The sequence below is a fragment of the Chryseobacterium lathyri genome, from assembly GCF_030812195.1.
Classification (GTDB): Bacteria; Bacteroidota; Bacteroidia; order Flavobacteriales; family Weeksellaceae; genus Chryseobacterium; species Chryseobacterium lathyri_A.
Window position 1 is genome coordinate 1,356,492 of record NZ_JAUSSF010000001.1, and the last position, 19,535, is coordinate 1,376,026.

The 19,535-nt window shown below is 38.0% G+C and carries 18 protein-coding genes; 3 read left to right on the forward strand and 15 right to left on the reverse strand.

What is annotated here, in order from left to right; translation table 11 throughout:
* Positions 1–78 precede the first annotated feature (78 nt).
* Entirely contained in the window at positions 79–285 is a 207-nt protein-coding gene (locus J2T03_RS06085; protein ID WP_034706311.1) for a cold-shock protein, read from the reverse strand.
* 200 nt (positions 286–485) lie between these two features.
* Here J2T03_RS06085 and J2T03_RS06090 point away from each other — a divergent pair, with 200 nt between their 5' ends.
* Complete coding sequence (locus J2T03_RS06090) at positions 486–650, forward strand: hypothetical protein (RefSeq protein WP_306845761.1); 165 nt, start codon at positions 486–488, stop codon at positions 648–650.
* Positions 651–773: 123 nt separating this feature from the next.
* Here the strand turns inward: J2T03_RS06090 and J2T03_RS06095 are convergent, their stop codons facing one another.
* Positions 774–2,282 (reverse strand): carbon-nitrogen hydrolase family protein, encoded by a 1,509-nt coding sequence (locus J2T03_RS06095; RefSeq protein ID WP_307210063.1) that lies wholly within the window; start codon positions 2,280–2,282, stop codon positions 774–776.
* An 89-nt stretch (positions 2,283–2,371) separates the two neighbouring features.
* Here J2T03_RS06095 and J2T03_RS06100 point away from each other — a divergent pair, with 89 nt between their 5' ends.
* A complete protein-coding gene (locus J2T03_RS06100; RefSeq protein WP_307210064.1) occupies positions 2,372–2,761 on the forward strand; it encodes a hypothetical protein in 390 nt (129 codons plus the stop codon).
* Between the two features lie 46 nt (positions 2,762–2,807).
* Here the strand turns inward: J2T03_RS06100 and guaA are convergent, their stop codons facing one another.
* From guaA to J2T03_RS06140, 8 genes are all read right to left on the reverse strand, one after another.
* Positions 2,808–4,337, reverse strand: a complete 1,530-nt coding sequence (gene guaA / locus J2T03_RS06105; RefSeq protein ID WP_306845757.1) for a glutamine-hydrolyzing GMP synthase — start codon at positions 4,335–4,337, stop codon at positions 2,808–2,810.
* 151 nt (positions 4,338–4,488) lie between these two features.
* Positions 4,489–5,727, reverse strand: coding sequence for a phosphoribosylamine--glycine ligase (purD, locus tag J2T03_RS06110; RefSeq protein WP_306845755.1), 1,239 nt, complete (start codon positions 5,725–5,727; stop codon positions 4,489–4,491).
* Positions 5,728–5,815: 88 nt separating this feature from the next.
* The gene (purH, locus tag J2T03_RS06115; RefSeq protein WP_307210065.1) at positions 5,816–7,333 is read right to left on the reverse strand and encodes a bifunctional phosphoribosylaminoimidazolecarboxamide formyltransferase/IMP cyclohydrolase; all 1,518 of its coding nucleotides are present in this window, start codon (positions 7,331–7,333) and stop codon (positions 5,816–5,818) included.
* A gap of 175 nt (positions 7,334–7,508) precedes the next feature.
* Positions 7,509–8,075: a phosphoribosylglycinamide formyltransferase gene (gene purN / locus J2T03_RS06120; protein WP_306845752.1), complete on the reverse strand. Its 567-nt coding sequence runs from the start codon at positions 8,073–8,075 to the stop codon at positions 7,509–7,511.
* 84 nt (positions 8,076–8,159) lie between these two features.
* Entirely contained in the window at positions 8,160–9,152 is a 993-nt protein-coding gene (purM, locus tag J2T03_RS06125; protein ID WP_307210067.1) for a phosphoribosylformylglycinamidine cyclo-ligase, read from the reverse strand.
* 279 nt (positions 9,153–9,431) lie between these two features.
* Positions 9,432–9,983 (reverse strand): NADPH-dependent FMN reductase, encoded by a 552-nt coding sequence (locus J2T03_RS06130; RefSeq protein ID WP_307210069.1) that lies wholly within the window; start codon positions 9,981–9,983, stop codon positions 9,432–9,434.
* A 50-nt stretch (positions 9,984–10,033) separates the two neighbouring features.
* The gene (locus J2T03_RS06135) at positions 10,034–10,762 is read right to left on the reverse strand and encodes a pirin family protein (RefSeq protein WP_306845747.1); all 729 of its coding nucleotides are present in this window, start codon (positions 10,760–10,762) and stop codon (positions 10,034–10,036) included.
* 240 nt (positions 10,763–11,002) lie between these two features.
* Complete coding sequence (locus tag J2T03_RS06140) at positions 11,003–11,368, reverse strand: winged helix-turn-helix transcriptional regulator (protein ID WP_306845746.1); 366 nt, start codon at positions 11,366–11,368, stop codon at positions 11,003–11,005.
* 94 nt (positions 11,369–11,462) lie between these two features.
* Here J2T03_RS06140 and J2T03_RS06145 point away from each other — a divergent pair, with 94 nt between their 5' ends.
* On the forward strand, positions 11,463–12,062 hold the full coding sequence (locus J2T03_RS06145; RefSeq protein WP_307210071.1) for an FMN-dependent NADH-azoreductase: 600 nt from the start codon (positions 11,463–11,465) through the stop codon (positions 12,060–12,062).
* Between the two features lie 178 nt (positions 12,063–12,240).
* Here J2T03_RS06145 and J2T03_RS06150 read toward each other — a convergent pair whose 3' ends face one another.
* The 5 genes from J2T03_RS06150 to J2T03_RS06170 all read right to left on the reverse strand — a co-directional run bounded on the left by J2T03_RS06150 (position 12,241) and on the right by J2T03_RS06170 (position 19,521).
* Positions 12,241–13,644: an MFS transporter gene (locus J2T03_RS06150; protein ID WP_306845744.1), complete on the reverse strand. Its 1,404-nt coding sequence runs from the start codon at positions 13,642–13,644 to the stop codon at positions 12,241–12,243.
* Positions 13,644–14,168, reverse strand: a complete 525-nt coding sequence (locus tag J2T03_RS06155) for a nuclear transport factor 2 family protein (RefSeq protein ID WP_307210072.1) — start codon at positions 14,166–14,168, stop codon at positions 13,644–13,646. The genes J2T03_RS06150 and J2T03_RS06155 overlap by 1 nt, the downstream gene beginning before the upstream one ends.
* A gap of 18 nt (positions 14,169–14,186) precedes the next feature.
* Entirely contained in the window at positions 14,187–16,034 is a 1,848-nt protein-coding gene (locus J2T03_RS06160; RefSeq protein ID WP_307210073.1) for a glycoside hydrolase family 13 protein, read from the reverse strand.
* Between the two features lie 145 nt (positions 16,035–16,179).
* On the reverse strand, positions 16,180–18,336 hold the full coding sequence (locus tag J2T03_RS06165; protein WP_307210074.1) for a glycoside hydrolase family 97 protein: 2,157 nt from the start codon (positions 18,334–18,336) through the stop codon (positions 16,180–16,182).
* A 75-nt stretch (positions 18,337–18,411) separates the two neighbouring features.
* Positions 18,412–19,521 carry a SusE domain-containing protein gene (locus tag J2T03_RS06170; RefSeq protein WP_307210075.1) on the reverse strand — a complete coding sequence of 370 codons (1,110 nt, stop codon included), beginning with the start codon at positions 19,519–19,521 and terminating at the stop codon, positions 18,412–18,414.
* Positions 19,522–19,535: the final 14 nt, after the last annotated feature.

The window sequence follows — 19,535 nt, forward strand, 5'->3', positions numbered from 1 at the left end:
TCGCTTTCCTGCAATAGATTCCATGAAAAAAGCTACCATTTCTGGCAGCTTTATTTTCAACAATATCTTAATAAGTTATTATCCTACTACTTTAACATTGTCTGCTTCAGGTCCTTTTTTACCTTCTTTAATCTCAAATTCTACCGCCTGACCTTCTTTCAAAGTTCTAAGGCCTGAAGACTGAATGGCTGAATGATGGCAAAAAATATCGTTTCCGCCCCCGTCTGGTGTAATAAAACCAAAACCTTTTGTTTCGTTAAACCATTTTACTGTTCCTGTCATTATATTTTATTTAAATTGATCAGTGAAGATAGTAAATTTTAAGAATATCCAAAAAAAAATATAAATTCTTGATTCATTTTTTTTTCAATAACCACAGACATTAAACGCTAAGCACAAAGAAAAAAATTTCATTGCTGATATTATTTAACGGATTTTTTTATCTTTATACTCATCAAATTCAACTAACCTATAAATATTAAAAAATGAAAAATTTACGTAACAACAAACTTTCAAGAGAGCAGTTAAAAGGAATTAATGGGAACGGTATTATTATCGGTAACTGTTCATATGAATGCTGCCCTACTGACGGAAGACCAAGATGCCCCAAGTTGATATGCCCTGCCGTGGTTTGTCCTCAGTATTCATAAAAGAAACCTATTGTAAATACAGAGCAGATTTATCTGCTCTTTTTTGTTTTTAGAGGGAAAATTAATGTCAACAAAATATCCTGTTCAATATGAACAGGATATTTTGTATCAAAGTTGTACTCTTTATTTCAGGTAGGTTTCATAGAGATCTTTTCTCCGGTCATTCATCACCTGAACCGAACCGTTATGATGGAGATCTTTCAGGAGATTAAGGTCTACATCTACAATGAGGGTCATTTCGGTATTGGGAGTTGCTTCTCCTTTCACAGCATTGGATGGAAAGGCGAAATCTGAAGGTGTAAATACAGCAGCCTGCCCAAACTGTATATCCATATTGTTCACTCCCGGCAGGTTTCCTACACAACCTGCAATAGCTACATAGCATTCATTTTCAATAGCTCTTGCTGCTGCACAATGGCGTACTCTTATATAGGCATTCTGGGTATCTGTAAGATAAGGTACGAACAGGATTTTCATACCCTGATCTGCCAAAATCCTCGGCAGTTCGGGAAATTCCACATCATAACAGATGACAAGGCCAATTTTTCCGCAGTCGGTATCAAAAACCCTGATCTCGTTTCCTCCTTTCATTCCGTAATATTTTCTTTCATTCGGCGTGATATGGATCTTCCGGTATTCGTCGATCCGGCCGTCACGGTGTAACAGATAACTCACGTTGTATAAATCGTTATGATCATGATCAAAAACAGGCATACTTCCGGAAATAATATTGACATTGTAGCTGATGGCCAGCTCTGAAATTTTATTCTTGATTTCCTCACTCAGTTTAGCCAATTCTATCATACTGTCTCTTTCTGAAAGCTTATTGAACGGTGCCAGCAACGGGGTATTGAAAAGTTCCGGAAAAAGAACAAAATCGGATTTGTAATCGCCCATTACATTGACAAAAAATTCTACCTGTTCATAAAAAGCATCGATATTCTTAAAATGTCTCATCTGCCACTGTACAAGTCCCAAACGGATAATGCTGTCCTGCATGGTATTTGGCTTTTTGCTGTAATAGATATTGTTCCATTGAAGCAAAACGGCATTTTCCAGTGAAGATTCATCTTCGGGAAGATATTTTTTGAGGATCTTTATGGGAAGGAAATTATTGGAAAGCTGGAAAGACAGTACGGGATCGTAAATTTCCTTGTCTCTTACTCTGCGGATGTATTCTCTCGGGGAAAGCTCGTCACTGTATTTATGGTAGTTCGGGATTCTTCCGCCCAGAATGATAGACTTTAAATTGAGCAGTTCGCATAATTCTTTTCTGGCGTCATACAATCTTCTTCCAAGACGCAGCTCACGGAACTCCGGATCTACAAAAACCTCAATTCCATAGAGCACATTTCCTGTAGAAAGGTGGGTATTGAAGGTATAATTTCCTGTAATATCAACATACGTATGATCGTCCCCGAATTCGTCATAATTCACAATAATCGATAGGGCTACAGCAGCCAGTTTACCATCTACGGTGATGCAGATCTGACCTTTGGGGAATATTCTGGTGAGCTTTTCGATGCTCTTTTTAGACCAAATAGATTCAGACATCTGCGGATAGGCGCGTTTCATTGTTATTACCAGTTCATCATAATCCTGAAGGGTCAGGGCTCTTGTTTCTATTTGCATTTGACGTAATTTTACTTAAATTTAGGGAAAAAATTTAACTTAAATTCCCAAAGGAAAGCACTTCTCGAATCTTTTAAATAAATTTAATAATGGATATCACCAAAAGCATACGAAAGGCAGTTAATTCAAATACCTATTGGAAACACGGCATCTTCCAATCAGTAGTAAACGCTTTATCAATTGATTACCAGGTTGATATTGAAATATATGCGGAAAAATTCGCCACTTTAATTTCGGATAAGCAAGTGATAGGATATATTTATTTAAATTATCCTATTATCTTCCTGGAAAGCAAATATTCATCTCAGATCCATTCTATTTTAAACAATTTTAGTGATATACAATATATTATCGTCAACACATTATATGATCAATGCTTATCAATAGATGAAGATATTTATGCTACTTATTTTGATTATATGGGAAATCCGGAAGCCTTTTCCGCTGAAGATTTTTACTTTTATAATGTGAGAGAATAAAAAATCCTGCCCATGAAGAGCAGGATATATTATAATTAGAGTGAAATTATTCCCACTCAATCGTTGCAGGCGGTTTGCTTGAAATATCGTAAGCTACCCTGTTGATTCCTCTTACTTCGTTGATGATTCTGCTGGATACCGTATCTAAAAACTCGTAAGGAAGTCTGCTCCATGTTGCCGTCATAAAATCGATGGTGTTGGCAGAACGAACTACAGCAGTATATTCGTAAGTTCTCTCATCACCCATAACTCCTACTGATTTCACAGGAAGAAGCACTACAAAAGCCTGGGATACTTTTTCGTAAAGGTCATTTTTGTATAATTCTTCGATGAAAATATCATCAGCTTCCTGAAGGATCTTCACTTTTTCAGCATCTACAGCGCCCAATACTCTGATCCCTAATCCAGGGCCCGGGAAAGGGTGTCTGTGTACCAAATGATGGGGAATACCTAACTCCTCACCTACTTTTCTTACTTCATCTTTGAAGAGCTCTCTTAACGGCTCCAATAATTCGAATTCCATATCTTCAGGAAGTCCTCCTACATTGTGGTGAGACTTGATCACTGCAGATGGCCCGTTCACAGACTGGCTTTCGATCACGTCAGGATAAATGGTTCCCTGAGCTAAGAATTTAGCACCCTCAATTTTATGGGATTCTTCATCAAAAACATGAATAAACTCGTTTCCGATGATCTTTCTTTTCTGTTCCGGATCGTCTACTCCTGCTAACTTTGAAAGGAATCTTTCTTTGGCATCCACCATTTTAATGTTCATATGGAAATGTTCTCCATAGTTGTCCATTACTTTTTGGCCTTCATCTTTTCTCAATAGTCCTGTATCCACGAAGATACAAGTCAGCTGGTCACCGATTGCTTTGTGAATTAAAACGGCTGCTACAGAAGAATCTACGCCTCCTGAAAGCCCAAGGATCACTCTGCTGTCTCCTACTTTTTCACGGATTTCTTCAACTGTTTTCTCGATATAGTTTGTCAGCTTCCAGTTTTTCTCGGCATTACAGATCCCAAAAACAAAGTTTTCAAGCATTTTTCCGCCTTCTTCTGTATGGGAAACTTCCGGGTGAAACTGAACACAGTAGATTTTTCTGTCTTCATTGGAAATAGAGGCCATTACTCCTGATTTTGCATTTAATTCAAAACCTGCAGGCAGCGCTCCTACTTCATCAAAGTGACTCATCCATACAATAGAATTCTGGGTAACTCCTTTTAATAAAGCATTTTCTTTAATGATATCCAAATGGGCTTTTCCGTACTCTCCTTTTTCACCTTTGTTTACTTTTCCACCCAAAAGGTGAGCTGTAAGTTGCATTCCATAACAAATTCCCAAAACAGGAATTCCTTGCTCATAGAGTTCTTTTTCTACCAGGTGAGCATTTTCTGCGTTCACAGAGCTTGGTCCTCCGGAAAGGATAATTCCTTTTGGCTGTTTTGCTAAAATATCCTGTAGAGGTGTATTGAAAGGAAGGATTTCAGAGTATACACCCATCTCACGGATTCTTCTTCCGATAAGCTGGTTGTACTGTGATCCGAAATCTAATATGATAATACCGTTGTTCATTATTATAATTGATAAATGATGATTGATTAATGATACCAGATGTTAGATATCAGATTAAGACTTGGACGTCTAGGCTCTGAGATCTTGTATCTAATATTGACTGTTTTACAAAAAAAGACTTGGAAATGTTCCAAATCTTTTTTGATTTATTTTAAAACTTTCCGATGTCTTCTCTGTAGAATCCATAGTCGAAATGGATGTGGGCTGCATCTTCGTACACTTTTTTGCGGGCATCGTCGTAAGTGGCTCCTGTAGCCACCACGTTCAGAACTCGTCCGCCGTTGGAAACCACTTTATCACCTTTTCTTACAGCTCCTGCATAAAGAAGTTTAGAATGTTTCAGTTTTTCTTCCCCTACAATTTCGTATCCTGTTTCAATATTTCTAGGATAACCTCCGGAACACATAACGAGACATACTGCTTTTTCGTCTTTAAATTTAAGCTGGATATCTTTTCCTTCCATACAGTCCTGGATCACATCAAGAAGATTGTTTTCCATTAATGCCATCAATACCTGAGTTTCAGGATCTCCGAATCTCATATTGTATTCAAGAAGGTAAGTTCCGTTTTTAGTCACCATCAGTCCGAAGAAAATGATCCCTTTAAAGCTGAATCCTTCTCCTTTAAGACCGTTAATGGTAGTCTGTAAGATATTTTTTTCAAAATCAGCATAGTGCTCCTGAGTAAAATCAGGGCTTGGCGCTACAGATCCCATACCACCGGTATTTGGTCCTGTGTCTCCGTTTCCGGCTTTTTTATAATCTTTTGCAGCAATACAAGGGAAAATCTTTTCACCGTTTGAGAATGCAATGATTGAGGCTTCAAAACCTTCTAGATATTCTTCAATAACCAGACGGATCCCGGCATCTCCATAAATTCTTCTGATCATGAAGTCGTGGATCGTAGCTTCAGCTTCCTCAAGGTTGTCACAAATCACAACTCCTTTTCCGCCTGCCAGACCGCTAGCTTTGATCACTAATGGATACTGCTGTGTCTGAACATATTCTTTAGCATCATTGTATGAATCAAATACCACAGCTTTCGCTGTCTTGATATCATAGGTCTGCATAAATTTCTTAGAGAAAGCCTTACTTCCTTCCAGGCTTGCTACTTTTTGGTTGGGACCGAAAACTTTAAGATCGTGCTTTTTGAATTCATCCTTCAATCCTGCTACAAGAGGAGCTTCCGGACCTACGATCGTAAGATCTACCTTTTCTTTAATGGCGAAATCTCTCAGTTCTTTGATCTCTGATAAATGAACATTTTTCCCTATTACATCGGTGGTAGCATTACCGTTAGCAAAAAACATTTTCGAAATTCTCGGGTCATTCTGAAGCTTTGCCGCTAAAGCAGATTCTCTACCGCCTTCACCTATGATTAATATTCTCATACTTTATTTATTATCTAGTCTATTTTACAAATATATAATTTTGAATGCTATAAATACAATCCCAAATTATTTTTTAATTCTATTTTAATTAATGTAAAAAGTGTCTAACTCCGGTAAACATCATTGGGATACCGTGCTCATTGGCAGCTTCAATACTGTCCTGATCTTTTACACTTCCGCCTGGCTGGATGATAGCTTTAATTCCTTCTTTAGCGCAAAAATCTACCACGTCACGGAAAGGGAAAAATGCGTCGGAAGCCAAAACAAGATCTCCTGTGAATTTTTCTTTTGCTCTTTCGATGGCCTGTTCAGTAGCCCAGATTCTGTTGACCTGTCCGCCACCAATTCCGAATGCCTGGATACCATTGGAAACGACAATCGCATTTGATTTTACATACTTCACGACTCTCTGGGAGAAAAGAAGGGCTTTTTTCTGCTCTTCTGAAGGCTGTACATCAGTTACCACTTTGATATCGTCAGAGAAATGATTGTCATTATCCTGAACAAGGATACCACCGTCAATCTTCACCCAGGTCTGTTTGTCAGATACAGGGTTAACGATTTTTATAATTCTAAGGTTTTTCTTTTTTCTTAAAACTTCAAGAGCTGCTTCATCAAATTCCGGAGCCATTACGATCTCAAGGAACGTTTTGTTCAGTTCTTCAGCTGTTGCCGCATCAATCTTGTAGTTCATTGCAACAATTCCGCCAAAAATAGAAACTGGATCACATTCGAAAGTCTTTTGGTAAGTTTCTAAAGCTGAAGTCCCGATCGCTACTCCACAAGGTGTAGAGTGTTTCACTGCACAACATGCCATTTCTTCTTTGAATTCCGTTACTACTTTCCAGCAAAGATCCATATCACGAAGGTTGTTGAAAGAAAGTTCTTTACCGCCCAGCTGTTCAAAATCTTTCATTGCGCCGTTCTCAAATGTAGAAACGTAGTAAGCAGCAGTCTGGTGAGGGTTTTCACCGTATCTTAAATCTGATGCTTTTTTGTATGAAGCATTAAGATAGGTAGGATATTCTTCATCTAAAAGCATTCTTGAAATAGCCCCGTCGTAAGCTGAAGTAAGGTTGAATACTTTTCCTGCAAGCTTTTTACGTGTTTCGATGTAGGTATCCCCGTTCTGTTCCATTTCAAGTCTTACCGTTGCATAGTCTTCCACATCAGTAATTACGGTAACAGAATCAAAGTTCTTAGCGGCAGAACGAAGCATTGAAGGACCTCCGATGTCAATAAACTCTACTTTCTCATGTAAAGAAATGTCTTTGTTCACATTTTCAAAGAAAGGATAAAGGTTTACGATCACCATGTCGATCAGGTCAATTCCGTGCTCGTGAACAGTTTTCATATGTTCTTCATTGGAACGGACTGCTAAAAGACCTCCGTGGACTTTCGGGTGAAGGGTTTTTACTCTTCCGTCCAGCATTTCAGGGAAATTGGTTACTTCATCGATCTGAATCGGATTTAAACCAGCATCTTTCAAGTGTTTGAACGTTCCTCCTGTAGAAATCAACTCATAATTCCGGGCTTCCAGGAACTGGGCGAACTCGATCAATCCGCTTTTGTCAGAAACACTGATTAAAACTCTCTTTTTACTCATTTTACTTTCAATTTTTTACTTTTTACAGCTATTTCAAACTGTAGCCCGGTCTTTCACCCCCGGCCTTACTTTTATTTACTTAGATTTTTTCTTAAAAATGTAACAATGTATCAGTCTAACAATGTAACAATGAATTTAATTGGTAAACTGGTACATTGTTCTATTGGTACATTATCTATTGATTTCCTAAAACTTTGTTAATTGCTTTTGGGAATATTTCATATTCAATATGATGTACTTTCTCTGCTATGGTTTCCGGGGTATCTTCTGCCGTTACTTCAAATGATTTCTGCAGAATCGCTTCCCCTTCATCTATTCCTGGAGTTACAAAATGTACAGTAGCTCCACTTTCTTTTTCTTTGGCTTCAATAACCGCATGATGAACGTACATTCCCCACATTCCTTTTCCTCCGAATTTCGGAAGCAGTGCCGGATGGATATTGATAATTTTCCCGGTCCAGTTTTCACAGAACTCAGGTTTCAGGATGGATAAGAACCCTGCCAATACAATCAGATCCGTATCTTTCGGAATCACATTCCCCAGTTCACTGCTGAAGTTTTTTCCTCTTGGGATCAGAATGTTTTCTATTTTATGATTTTTTGCTCTTTCAAGTCCGTAACATTCTCTGTCTGCTACTACCAGAGATACTTTTGCATTTTGGATCTCTCCGCTGTCAATAGTGTCTATGATTCTCTGCAGGTTGGTACCGGAACCCGAAACGAGTATAACGATGTTTTTCATGCTGTTAATGTAACAATGTATCAGTCTAACAATGTAACAATGAATTCAATTGGTACACCGGTACATTGTTATATTGTTATATTGTTATATTGTTAAATTAATCTTCTCGCTTCCTTCCGTGATCTCCCCGATTTCGTAAGCATCGTCCAGAAGGTGTAATACTTTTTCAGCGTGATCTGCATCTGCAACGATGATCATACCTACTCCCATATTGAAGGTTCCGAACATTTCTTCACGGGATACTCCGCCTCTTTTTTCCAATTCAAGCATTACACTAGGAATTTTGATCTTGGCAGCATCGATAGAAGCGCATAATCCTTCCGGAATAATTCTTGGAACATTTTCATAAAGACCACCACCTGTAATGTGGGCAATACCGGAAACTTTTACTTCTTCCAATACTTTGTGAATGTCTTTATAATATAATCTTGTAGGCACTAAAAGGGTTTCGTATAAAGGTTTTCCTTCAAACTCTTCTTCGAAGTTAGGGAATACTTTTCTCACCAATGAAAATCCGTTGGAGTGGAATCCTGAGCTTGGCAGAGCAATAATTTTGTTTCCTGCTTTGATGGTAGAACCGTCAATGATCTGATCTTTTTCAACAATTCCTACACAGAATCCGGCAACATCATAATCTCCCGGCTGGTACATTCCCGGCATTTCAGCAGTCTCACCACCAATCAATGCGCAGTTGTTATCCTTACACGCTTTAACCATTCCAAGAACAATCTCAGCAGCAATTTCCGAATCAAGCTTACCGCAAGCCAGATAATCTAAGAAGAATAATGGTTTTGCACCGTGGCAAAGGATATCGTTGGCACACATGGCGAAACAGTCAATACCGATAGAGTCGTATTGTTTGGTATCCAAAGCTACTTTCAGTTTCGTTCCTACTCCGTCTGTTCCTGAAACCAGCACAGGATTTTTGTATCCTCCGATCTCATAGAAAGCTCCAAAACTTCCCAAATGGTTCAATACATTTGAGTTGTGGGTTTCGCCTACTGCTTTTTTGATCTTATCAACCGTTTTGTACCCTTCTTCTTTGTCTACGCCTGCTGATTTGTAAGTGTTGCTCATGTTACTTAGATTTTTAGATATTAGATTTCAGATTTCAGATTATTGTATGTCTACGATCTGACATCTGATGTCTTTTTATCTTTATATTTCAATTACTTTTTATTCAGATTTCGAAAATAAAAAAGCCGACAATCTTGGTAGATTATCGGCCGTTATCTTATCTCAGAATTTCAGAGTCCACAGTTTTCCCTTTCTCTGAGAAACATTCTTTAAAAGTGGTCTGAATTTTCATCTTTTTTCTTTTTGCAAAAATAGTAATTTTAAATTAATATTCAAATTCTATTTTTCAAGGATGGTTTCAATGGCTGCAATCTTCTTGATTTTTTCTTTTAATTCGCTGTCTTTCTCTGCATTAGAAATCTTCTGATCCGCTTTATCAAAGTTGTCATTAAAGAAAGGAAGTGAGAAAGTTTCTACAATATTTCCACCGTGAAAAGGGAAACGTTTGGATGCAGCTTCTAAAACTCCAGCTCCGCCTCTGCCTCCGGGAGAGGTAGACATCAGCAACATTGGCACTTCATTCCATACAGTTCTGTCCTTGATTCTCGATACCCAGTCGAACACATTTTTGAATGCTGTAGAGTATGTTCCGTTATGCTCGGGCAATGAAACCAAAAGAAGATTGGCTCCGTCAATTTTTGCTGCAAAATCGTGTGCTTCCTGAGGAACGCCTCCCGCCAATTCTCTTTCATGTTTATAGATCGGCATTTCGAAAGGATTCAGATCTACTATTTCCACTTCTGCATTTTCAAAAAGCGATGATGCATACGCTACTAACTGTCTGTTCATTGAAGCATCCGAATTGCTTCCTGTTATTGCTAAAACTTTCATTATTTTTTATTTTTATACTGTGTTCTCTTTATGACGAAGATTTGTTAATGTTATTTTAAATAAGCCGGCAGTTCCATTGGCACTTCCATTAATAAGATCTCAGCATCATCCACTGCTTCAATATTAAAGCTCTGGGTATCCCAGATTCCCAATCCGTCTCTTTCATTCAAAATTCTATCTCCTACTTTAGCGCTTCCTTTTAAGACAAAGGCATACACTCCGTTTCCTTTTTTGTTAAGCATATAATTTTTACCGTTTCCGGCCTTAAAGTTAGCTAAATTAAACCAGGCATCCTGATGGATCCAAACTCCGTCATCATTTTTGTTTGGAGACAGGATCTGCTGAAATCCATTGATCTTTTCCCCTTCTTTTATGCTTTTCTGATCATATCTTGGTTCAACATTCAGCTCTTTAGGAAAAACCCAGATCTGCAGAAATTTTACTGCCTCATCTTTATTTTTATTGTATTCACTGTGCATTACACCGGTTCCGGCGCTCATTACCTGAATCTCCCCTTTTTTGATAACGGCGGTAGTTCCCATTGAATCTTTATGCTCCAGATCTCCTTCCAGAGGAATAGAAATAATTTCCATATCCTTGTGCGGGTGTGTTCCGAATCCCATTCCCTGTGAAACGGTATCGTCGTTCAATACTCTTAAAACACCAAAATTCATTCTGTCTTTGTTTTGATAATTTGCAAAACTGAAGGTGTGGTAGCTGTTTAGCCAGCCGTGATCTGCATGGCCTCTTGAATCTGCTTTATGATATACTGTTTTCATACTGTGATTATTTATGGTACAAATGTAAGGGATGGGAGCCTTTGAAACTGTTGATGTAGGTTAAGAAAGGTATACAGCTGGAAAATGTAGTTGTTGAGATGCTATTTTTGGTTAACCGCAAAAGCAGAAGTTTATTGCTATTATTCTTTATAAATGTGATGTTAATATGTTTTGATCTCTGGCAGATTGAAAAGATGTTTAAAAGTAAATATCTTATCTGTAAAATCTATTTCACGAGCTCTATTTCCCTGCTTCTACGGCGGTTCCGAAAATATGTTTACGGTGGTTTTCACCCCAGTCTTTTAAAGATTCCACAACAGGGTGTAGGGTATTTGTATATTGCGTAGGATGGTATTCTATGCTTACGGGATAGGTATCTTTAACGATTCTTTCAACTAATCCATTCTGTTCAAGTTCTTTTAATTCTTTAGCCAGAACTTTCGAGGTCAGTTTCGGAATACTCCTTTCAATTTCTGTAAACCGTTTATTGCCTGCGTTTAAAGAAATGATAATCTGCAATTTCCATTTGCCGTTAATAACATCTAAGGTGTCACGGACAGGCTTTAATGCCTGCATGCAATCTTTATGATTATGTTGCTTTTCCATTTTTTTCACTTTCCTTTAGGTAACTGCCATACTTTAGAAAGTGAAATTACAATAATTTTGTCATTAAGACAACTTTAAAAAATATAAAAACAAAATGACAAACATTTTAAATATTCAAACCAGTATCAGTGGGGAAAACTCTGTAAGTAACAAGCTTTCTCAAACTGTCATCAATCAACTGTTGGATAAAAATCCTGACAGTAAAGTGAGAGTTCGTGATCTAGCTTTAAACCCAATTCCTCATTTGGGCATTCATCATTTCAGTGCTTCCAGAGTTCCTGATGAAGAAAAGAATGATGAGCAGAAGGAAGCCTCAAAATATTCTGACGAAGCATTGAATGAAATTCAGGAAGCTGATATTATCGTTATTGGTGTTCCTTTTTACAATTTCACTTTTCCTTCGACTTTAAAATCATGGATCGACAGTATTGCAGTTGCCGGAAAAACATTTTCTTATGCTGACGGAACGCCAAAAGGTCTTTTGCAAAACAAAAAATTGTATTTGAATTTTGCCATTGGCGGTGTGTATGAAAACGGACTTATTGAGAATATGGAGCACTATTTAAAAACTTTATTTGGCTTCATTGGAATTACGGATGTAGAGGTTTTCAAATCTCAGGGAATGATGGTTCCTCAATTAAAAGATGAAAATTTTTCAAAGACAGTTTCCGAAATTGAAACGGCTTTGGCGTAGATCATTAATTGACAAGAGTGATTTTTTACAATTTGTCACAGCAATTTTATTTTAACCATTAATGAATCCAATATTCAGGGTCATTAAGTTTGGCTAAAGCCTTTGGTGATGGTATTAATTAAAAAAAGCGGGCTAAAGCCCGCTTCTATTGAATTTTTTCCGTGATATTTATAACTATCTAAAAATGTACCTGTTGGATTTCCTCTTCTATTTCCTTAGGAGTTTCATCTTCTGATTTAACAAAGATCATTGTAACGACAGCTCCTATTAACATACAGATGCCTCCTACTACAATATAATCAATAGCTTGTTTTCCAAAAACACTGCTTACAATGGGGCCTCCGAAAATACCGTTGATAATTTGCGGGATTACAATAAAGAAATTGAAAATCCCCATATAAACCCCCATTTTCTTTTGCGGAATTGAGTCAATCAGCATAGCATAAGGCATTGCCAGGATACTTGCCCAGGCAAATCCTAATCCTATCATTGAAATCCAAAGATGATTGATATCTTTAATAAAATACATGGAAATCAGACCTAATCCTCCACAAGCCAAAGCTAGGGCGTGGGTTTGTTTTTTACCAATAAATTTTGCAATTGGAGTCAACGCAAATGCAAAGAAAATCGCATAGAAATTATAGCTTCCGAATAAACTTCCCGTCAGATCTCCGGCTTTATTAAATTCCACTGAATGCGTATCGTCAGGAGAAAGCCCGAAATGATGGGTTGCCAAAGCACTGGTTGTGAAAACCCACATGGTAAATAATGCAAACCATGAGAAGAACTGAACAATCCCCAGTTTTTTCATCTGAGAAGGGGCATTTCTGAAATCTTTAAAAATATCTGAGAATTTCGATTCATTTTTCACAATGGGTTTCCCACCTTCAAATGATGCAAATTCTTCCGGAGAATATTCTTTGGTCGTAATAATGGTATACAAAATTGATAAAATTAAAACTGCCGCCCCAATGTAAAAGGCGTAGATCACATTATCCGCTACAAAACCTTTGGGAGCGGCATTTGACACCCCTAATTTTGTTAACCAGTTCGGCAAATCAGAACCGATAACAGCTCCTATTCCAATTAAGATCGTCTGAACGGAAAACCCAATCGTTGCCTGATGTTTCGGAAGCATATCTCCTACCAAAGCCCGAAAAGGTTCCATTGCTACATTGATTGAGGCATCCATCATAGCCAGGAAAATAACCGCCATCAATAAAACATTGGCAGCCAGCATTTGTGTGGCAGAAGCAGCATTGGGGAGCATGACCAAACCTATTGCGCATAAAACCGCTCCTATTAAAAAATACGGTTTTCTTCTTCCGAGCGGGCTCCAGGTATTATCTCCCATGTGTCCGATAATCGGCTGAACAATAAGTCCCGTGATCGGCGCTACCAACCAGAACCAAGATAATTCATGAACATCTGCTCCGAAATTGGCAAGAATTCTACTTGCATTACCATTTTGCAAACCAAAAGCCATCTGGATTCCCAAAAATCCCATACTCATATTAATGATCTGGGCCATGGATAGGTTTGGTTTTATTTTTTTTGAAAAAGTACTGTGCGGAGAATTCATTATTGTTTTTTTAATTCTTGAATTAAGGTATTCTCAATGGCAGCTTTCTCAGCAACCACTTTATCTACTACATCATTCGGAACAGTTACAGAAAGTACATACTGCTTTACTTTCCAGCTGCCGTTTATTTTTTCTACAACGCCTGAACCTCTGCAGATTTTCATTTGGGTATCCAGAAGCTCATCAAACCATGCCAGTTTACCATCTTTGCTGAAATAGATATTTCTTTTAAGAGAAGTGAAATTCCAGGTTTTCTTTTTGTCAAAATAAGGTTTTGCCCAAACCATAAAAGCTTTTTTATCCCAAACTTCTGTGGCATCGGTTCCGATAAACGTGGATTCGTCTGCAAAATAGTTAAAATAAGCATTGAAATCAGCTTTTGCAGCAGCAGTATTAAAGCCGTCCAGCATAGTTCCTATTTCTGTTTTGTCTTTTTCAAATTTGGTCACGTTGGACTGGGCATGTATTCCCATAAAACCAAGTATAAAAAACACGAATGTATAAACAGTTGTTATTTTTTTCATTGTATGATTGATTTAGTTTTAGAGTTCGATGATCATTGAAGTTTTTGCAGGTACAGTGAGACTTTTTTCCATAGAAAATTCCTTTCCTGAAATAACATCTTTACCTTTTGCCACACCGTTTAATGATTCTGCAAAACGTTTTAGGTCTAATGTCTGATCTTTTTCATTATTGTTGATGACTACCATTACATTATCCTTAGCATCATATCTGAAATAGACAAATACACCTTCCTGAGGAACGTAATTTTTAGTTTTTCCGGTATGAATCACTTCTTTTCCTTTTCTCCAGTTTAGTAATTTTTGGCTAAACTGATAAAATTCTTTCTGTTCTGGCGTCTGTGATGAAGGATTAAAAGCATTCTGCGCATCCGACTTCCATCCACCAGGAAAATCTCTGCGGATATCGGCATCGCCTCCTTTAGTCTTATCTCCTCTCATGCCTACTTCTGAGCCGTAATAAATCTGTGGAATCCCTCTGACCGTAGAAATGATGGTTAATGCCATTTTATAGGCTTTAGGATCAGCATTGAAGATCTCATTCCATCTTTCAGTATCATGATTTTCAAAGAAAACCAGAAGATTATTAATATCCGGATACAGGAAGTCACTGGTAAAAACATTGTACAGTTTAATCATTCCGTTATCCCAGCTTTCTTTTTCTTTAAGGGCTTTCGGCATATCGGAAAACAGCATAAAATCCATAACGGAAGGCAGATTTGAATTGTAGCCTGCTGCTTCTCCGGTTTTAGAGTTTTTTTGCCATGCTGAGATCTGTCCTGCCGTATACAGCCATGTTTCACCTACAATATTGAATTTAGGATATTCGTCGGTAATTGCTTTCGCCCATTTGGCCATACCTTCTTTATCATTGTACGGATAGGTATCTACGCGCAGTCCGCCCAATTCGGCATATTCAATCCACCAAATAGCATTTTGAGTAAGATATTTTAAAACCAATGGATTTTTCTGATTGACATCCGGCATGGTGGTATCAAACCAGCCATCCAGTGCATATTTTTTATCAATTTCTGAGGCATTGGTGTCAAACTGGGTCGTTGTTTTATAGTTGGACCGGTAGAAACCATTTTTCCCTTCATCAAACCAATGAATCCAGTCTTTTGAAGGCAGGTCTTTGATGATCCAATGGGAGACTCCCCAATGGTTGGTCACATAATCCATGACCAGTTTCATATTCCGCTTGTTCAGCTTCTGGGAAAGTTCGCGGTATTCCTCATTGGTCCCGTAGCGGCCATCGATTTTATAAAGATCAGTTTGCGCATATCCGTGATAGGAATATACTTTTTCATTGTCTTCGTTCACGGGTGTAAGCCAAACGGACGTGGCTCCAAGGTTTTGGATATAATCAAGGTTGTTGATGATTCCGCGAAGGTCTCCGCCATGTCTTCCGTTCGGTAAGCTGCGGTCTGCCTTTTCAATAAGGTCGGGTCTGGAATCATTTTTTTCATCACCATTGGCAAAACGGTCCGGCATGATAAGATACATGACATCTTTTGACGTAAAAGATTCACGGTCTGCGGATCCGGGCACTCTTTGTTTCAGCTCATAAGTGTAGGAGCTGATGCTTTTCTTTCCCTTCTTAAGATTAATCTTAAATTTCGGAACATTGATCTCATTGGTATTGACCGTGACAAAAATGTAATTGGGATTTTCAACTTTTTGTATGTCTTTTACCTGAATACCGTCGGAAAGTTCAATTTCATGTTGGGCAATATCTTTTCCGTATACCAGGATCTGCAGTTCAGGATTTTTCATTCCTTTCCACCAAAAAGCAGGTTCTACTTTCTGAATTTGAGAAAAAGCTACAGAAGCTGCTGAAAGGGCAAAAATTGTGTATATTTTTTTCATTTATGATTGTATTTTGATCAACAAGGTCAACTCTGTTCAGTATAACTTATATTTTTGTCAGTGTTTTTTAGTTTAAAAAAGTTATGCCCCAGCCCATTTTTCCGAATATAATGAACCGGGGCATAACAAACTTATGAATTTAATCTTAATTGACAGGCTTAACAGAAACTGCAAAACCGCCGCTTCTCGCCATTTTGAAATTCAATTTAGATTTGCTGGTGATCTGTTTTTTGTAGATGTTATAGCTTTGTGGATTATCGATATAATCTGCATCTTTTCCATCTTCGTAAACGGTTACCTCATATTTTTTCCCTTTGTCCAGGAAAGAGAAATCTACGGTGTATTCACGCTTATTTTCATCGGTAATCCCGCCTACAAACCAATTGTCAGTCCCTTTTGCTTTTCTGGCTGTGATAACATAATCCCCCGGCTCGGCCGATAAGATCTTAGTGTCATCCCAATCTGCTGCAACATCCTTGATAAACTGGAATGCATCCATGTGTTTTTTATAGTTTTCAGGAAGGTCTGCTGCCATCTGAAGAGGCATGTACATGGTTATATAGAGAGCAAGCTGTTTGGCAAGTGTAGTTTTCACGAAACGCTTATCTCCGGGGAAATAATAGTCTAGCTTGGTCTGGAAAATTCCCGGCGTATAATCCATGGACCCACCCATCCATCTTGTGAACGGAAGAACAGTCTGGTGATCCGGCTTATTTCCTCCGAATGCTTCATATTCAGTTCCTCTAGCTGCTTCTGCAGAAATATAGTTCGGATAGGTACGGCTTTCTCCTGTAGGACGTACAGACTCATGGGAATTGACCATAATTTTATAATCGTTTGCTTTTTCAGCAATTCTGTAAAAATGGTTAATTGTCCACTGTGAGTAATGATGCTCTCCTCTTGGAATGATATCTCCCACATAGCCTGTTTTTACGGCATCATAACCATATTTATTCATCAGCTGGAAAGCTTTGTCCGACCATCTTTCATAATTGGTTGCAGAACCTGAAGTTTCATGGTGCATAATAAGCTTAATGCCTTTTGAGTGGGCATAATCATTCAGCATTTTGATATCAAAGTCCGGATATGGTGTAATGAAATCGAAAACAAATTCTTTGGAATGACCGAACCAGTCTTCCCAACCGATATTCCAGCCTTCAATCAGCAATCCCTGAAAACCATTTTCAGCTGCAAAATCGATGTATTCTTTAACTTTGGTATTGTTTGCCGCATGTTTTCCGTTCGGAGTCAATTTTGAAAAGTCTGTTTTGTCCAGATGTACGTTTTCTGCAGTAGAATAAGCCCACTGGGATTTTCCGATAATCATTTCCCACCATACGCCCATGTATTTGGTAGGGTGAATGTAGGAAGTATCGGTATATTTTGTGGGTTCATTAAGATTGAAGATCATTTTGGATTCCATCACCTCTTCTGCTTTCGGGGACACGATAATTGTTCTCCAAGGCGTTACTGAAGGGGTTTGAATATATCCTTTTGCTCCCTGTCTGTCAGCAGTAAGATGTGTTTTGAACTTAAAATTCTGGGCATCCACTTCAAGATGGGAAGCAGGATAATCTAAAACAGCTGCTTCTGCCACATTCACATACAATGGAGCTTTACCTTCCTTCTTAAGCATTAATGGAGACTGGACAGCATTTTTAACGAGAGCCTGGGAGGCATTAGCATCGAAGGCCTTATCCCATTGGGAAGGAATTTCAGAGATCTTTGTTTCCTGGTATTGGTATTCCTGGGAATCATAATCTGCAACCATCCACCACGCTTTCATATCTGTAGGGAAATCAATTTCGGAATCTTCTTCTCTGATCACGAAATAATTCAGGTTTTTCTGTTGTGGAAATTCATATCTGAATCCCAGTCCATCATTAAACAGTCTGAACTTTACAACAATACTTCTGCTTGTAGAAGCCTGATCAAGAGTAACGGCAAGCTCGTTATAATGATTAACATAGTTTTTCTTTTCACCGAGAACCGGCTGCCAGGTTTCGTTTTTAGAGTCACGCTTTTCTTCTGTTTTCGTGAACCCGTTGTTCAGGTCAAATTTTGCATCTTCAGCTTTAGCAATTTCGGAAGCAAATTTGATAGCTGTATCTTTAAATAATCTCAATCCTAACTTAGAATCTTCTACGACCACAGCTCCGTTATATTTCAGGTTGTAATAAGGTACTCCCTGTTTCAGCTGAAAATTCATTTCAAATTTTCCATCCGGTGATTTCAAAGACTGTGCATTAACACCCGCGAACATCATTGAGAGCAGCATAGCTCCAACTGTAATTTTCTTCATAATGATTATTTATAAACTTAAAAATAGATAAAGTGCTGCGGTAAAGCAACACTTTATCAAATTATTTTATACGTTTTACAATTTTGTAACCGTTAACTTATAATATGCTGAATTATGTAAATCCAGTTCTATTTTATAGTTTCCTGCTTCAGATACTTTATAGCCAGGATCATTGGTTACTGTATTTTCAGCATTGAAATAAGTTTGCACGGCTTTTCCTGAAACCAGCGTCTGGTCATATTTTGAAGGCTGGAATTTCAATGTCCAGTCATCATTTCCTCTGAACTTAAACATTCCTGTGCTGTTCAGCATAATGGAATTGATCACATAAGTTTTGGTAGCCGGATTGTAGACAAAATCTGTATCTGAGCCCCATCCTGCAGGTGTAGCATCTCCGATTATACCAAAGTTGGCCAATACTGAGGAATAGGTATTTGCGGCCCAGTCAACTTTTAGATAATAAGTACCTGCTGTTGCAGCTTTTACATTAACTTCACCTGCTTCTACTAATTTTCCAGTGAAAGTTCCATCATCGCCTTTGTCACCTGCCCAATCTTCATTGATTGTAAACTTATATTCACTATTGGCTGCAGTCACATAGATAAATCCTCTATATTCACTATTTTTTCCGGGAGAGAATAAATTTGGTGAATTTCCGGGTGTCCAATCTGCGTAACCTGCTGCTCCTGCGTAACTTCCTGGAACATTAATTTTAGGGTATACTAAATCCGGGTTTGGAGTATAAGGTGTTACTTTAAGAGCTATTACATTGGAATAAAAAGCTGCTGATCCTACAGATGTTTTCAGTCTTGCTTCAATATCATTTACAACATCCGGTATCGCTCCGATATTGAACATGGCAGCATTCATTGCAGCATGTGTAACGGAACCTGCCATTACATCATTGGAAAAATCAACAGTAGCACTTTTTTTAAAGTTATCACCTTTGATCCCAAATTCTATCTGCTGAGAAGGAACTACGGCAATATTAAACGAAGGTTTTGTCCATGAAAAGCTAATTACAGCTTCATTTGCTGTAAGCTCACTGAGAACGATTGTATTTTTATCAGAGGAAATCTTACCTGCAGAAGTTTCACTGATTACTGCTTTATCTTCATCCTTTTCACAGGATACCAGTAATATTCCCAATACTGACAGGGATAATATTTTGAATAGATTTTTCATTTTAACAGTATTTA

Excerpts from the sequence above, each read along its gene's own strand:
- J2T03_RS06090 (WP_306845761.1), top strand. The coding sequence starts at position 486 with ATGAAAAATTTACGTAACAACAAACTTTCAAGAGAGCAGTTAAAAGGA.
- J2T03_RS06095 (WP_307210063.1), bottom strand. The coding sequence starts at position 2,282 with ATGCAAATAGAAACAAGAGCCCTGACCCTTCAGGATTATGATGAACTG.
- J2T03_RS06100 (WP_307210064.1), top strand. The coding sequence starts at position 2,372 with ATGGATATCACCAAAAGCATACGAAAGGCAGTTAATTCAAATACCTAT.
- guaA (WP_306845757.1), bottom strand. The coding sequence starts at position 4,337 with ATGAACAACGGTATTATCATATTAGATTTCGGATCACAGTACAACCAG.
- purD (WP_306845755.1), bottom strand. The coding sequence starts at position 5,727 with ATGAGAATATTAATCATAGGTGAAGGCGGTAGAGAATCTGCTTTAGCG.
- purH (WP_307210065.1), bottom strand. The coding sequence starts at position 7,333 with ATGAGTAAAAAGAGAGTTTTAATCAGTGTTTCTGACAAAAGCGGATTG.
- purN (WP_306845752.1), bottom strand. The coding sequence starts at position 8,075 with ATGAAAAACATCGTTATACTCGTTTCGGGTTCCGGTACCAACCTGCAG.
- purM (WP_307210067.1), bottom strand. The coding sequence starts at position 9,152 with ATGAGCAACACTTACAAATCAGCAGGCGTAGACAAAGAAGAAGGGTAC.
- J2T03_RS06130 (WP_307210069.1), bottom strand. The coding sequence starts at position 9,983 with ATGAAAGTTTTAGCAATAACAGGAAGCAATTCGGATGCTTCAATGAAC.
- J2T03_RS06135 (WP_306845747.1), bottom strand. The coding sequence starts at position 10,762 with ATGAAAACAGTATATCATAAAGCAGATTCAAGAGGCCATGCAGATCAC.
- J2T03_RS06140 (WP_306845746.1), bottom strand. The coding sequence starts at position 11,368 with ATGGAAAAGCAACATAATCATAAAGATTGCATGCAGGCATTAAAGCCT.
- J2T03_RS06145 (WP_307210071.1), top strand. The coding sequence starts at position 11,463 with ATGACAAACATTTTAAATATTCAAACCAGTATCAGTGGGGAAAACTCT.
- J2T03_RS06150 (WP_306845744.1), bottom strand. The coding sequence starts at position 13,644 with ATGAATTCTCCGCACAGTACTTTTTCAAAAAAAATAAAACCAAACCTA.
- J2T03_RS06155 (WP_307210072.1), bottom strand. The coding sequence starts at position 14,168 with ATGAAAAAAATAACAACTGTTTATACATTCGTGTTTTTTATACTTGGT.
- J2T03_RS06160 (WP_307210073.1), bottom strand. The coding sequence starts at position 16,034 with ATGAAAAAAATATACACAATTTTTGCCCTTTCAGCAGCTTCTGTAGCT.
- J2T03_RS06165 (WP_307210074.1), bottom strand. The coding sequence starts at position 18,336 with ATGAAGAAAATTACAGTTGGAGCTATGCTGCTCTCAATGATGTTCGCG.
- J2T03_RS06170 (WP_307210075.1), bottom strand. The coding sequence starts at position 19,521 with ATGAAAAATCTATTCAAAATATTATCCCTGTCAGTATTGGGAATATTA.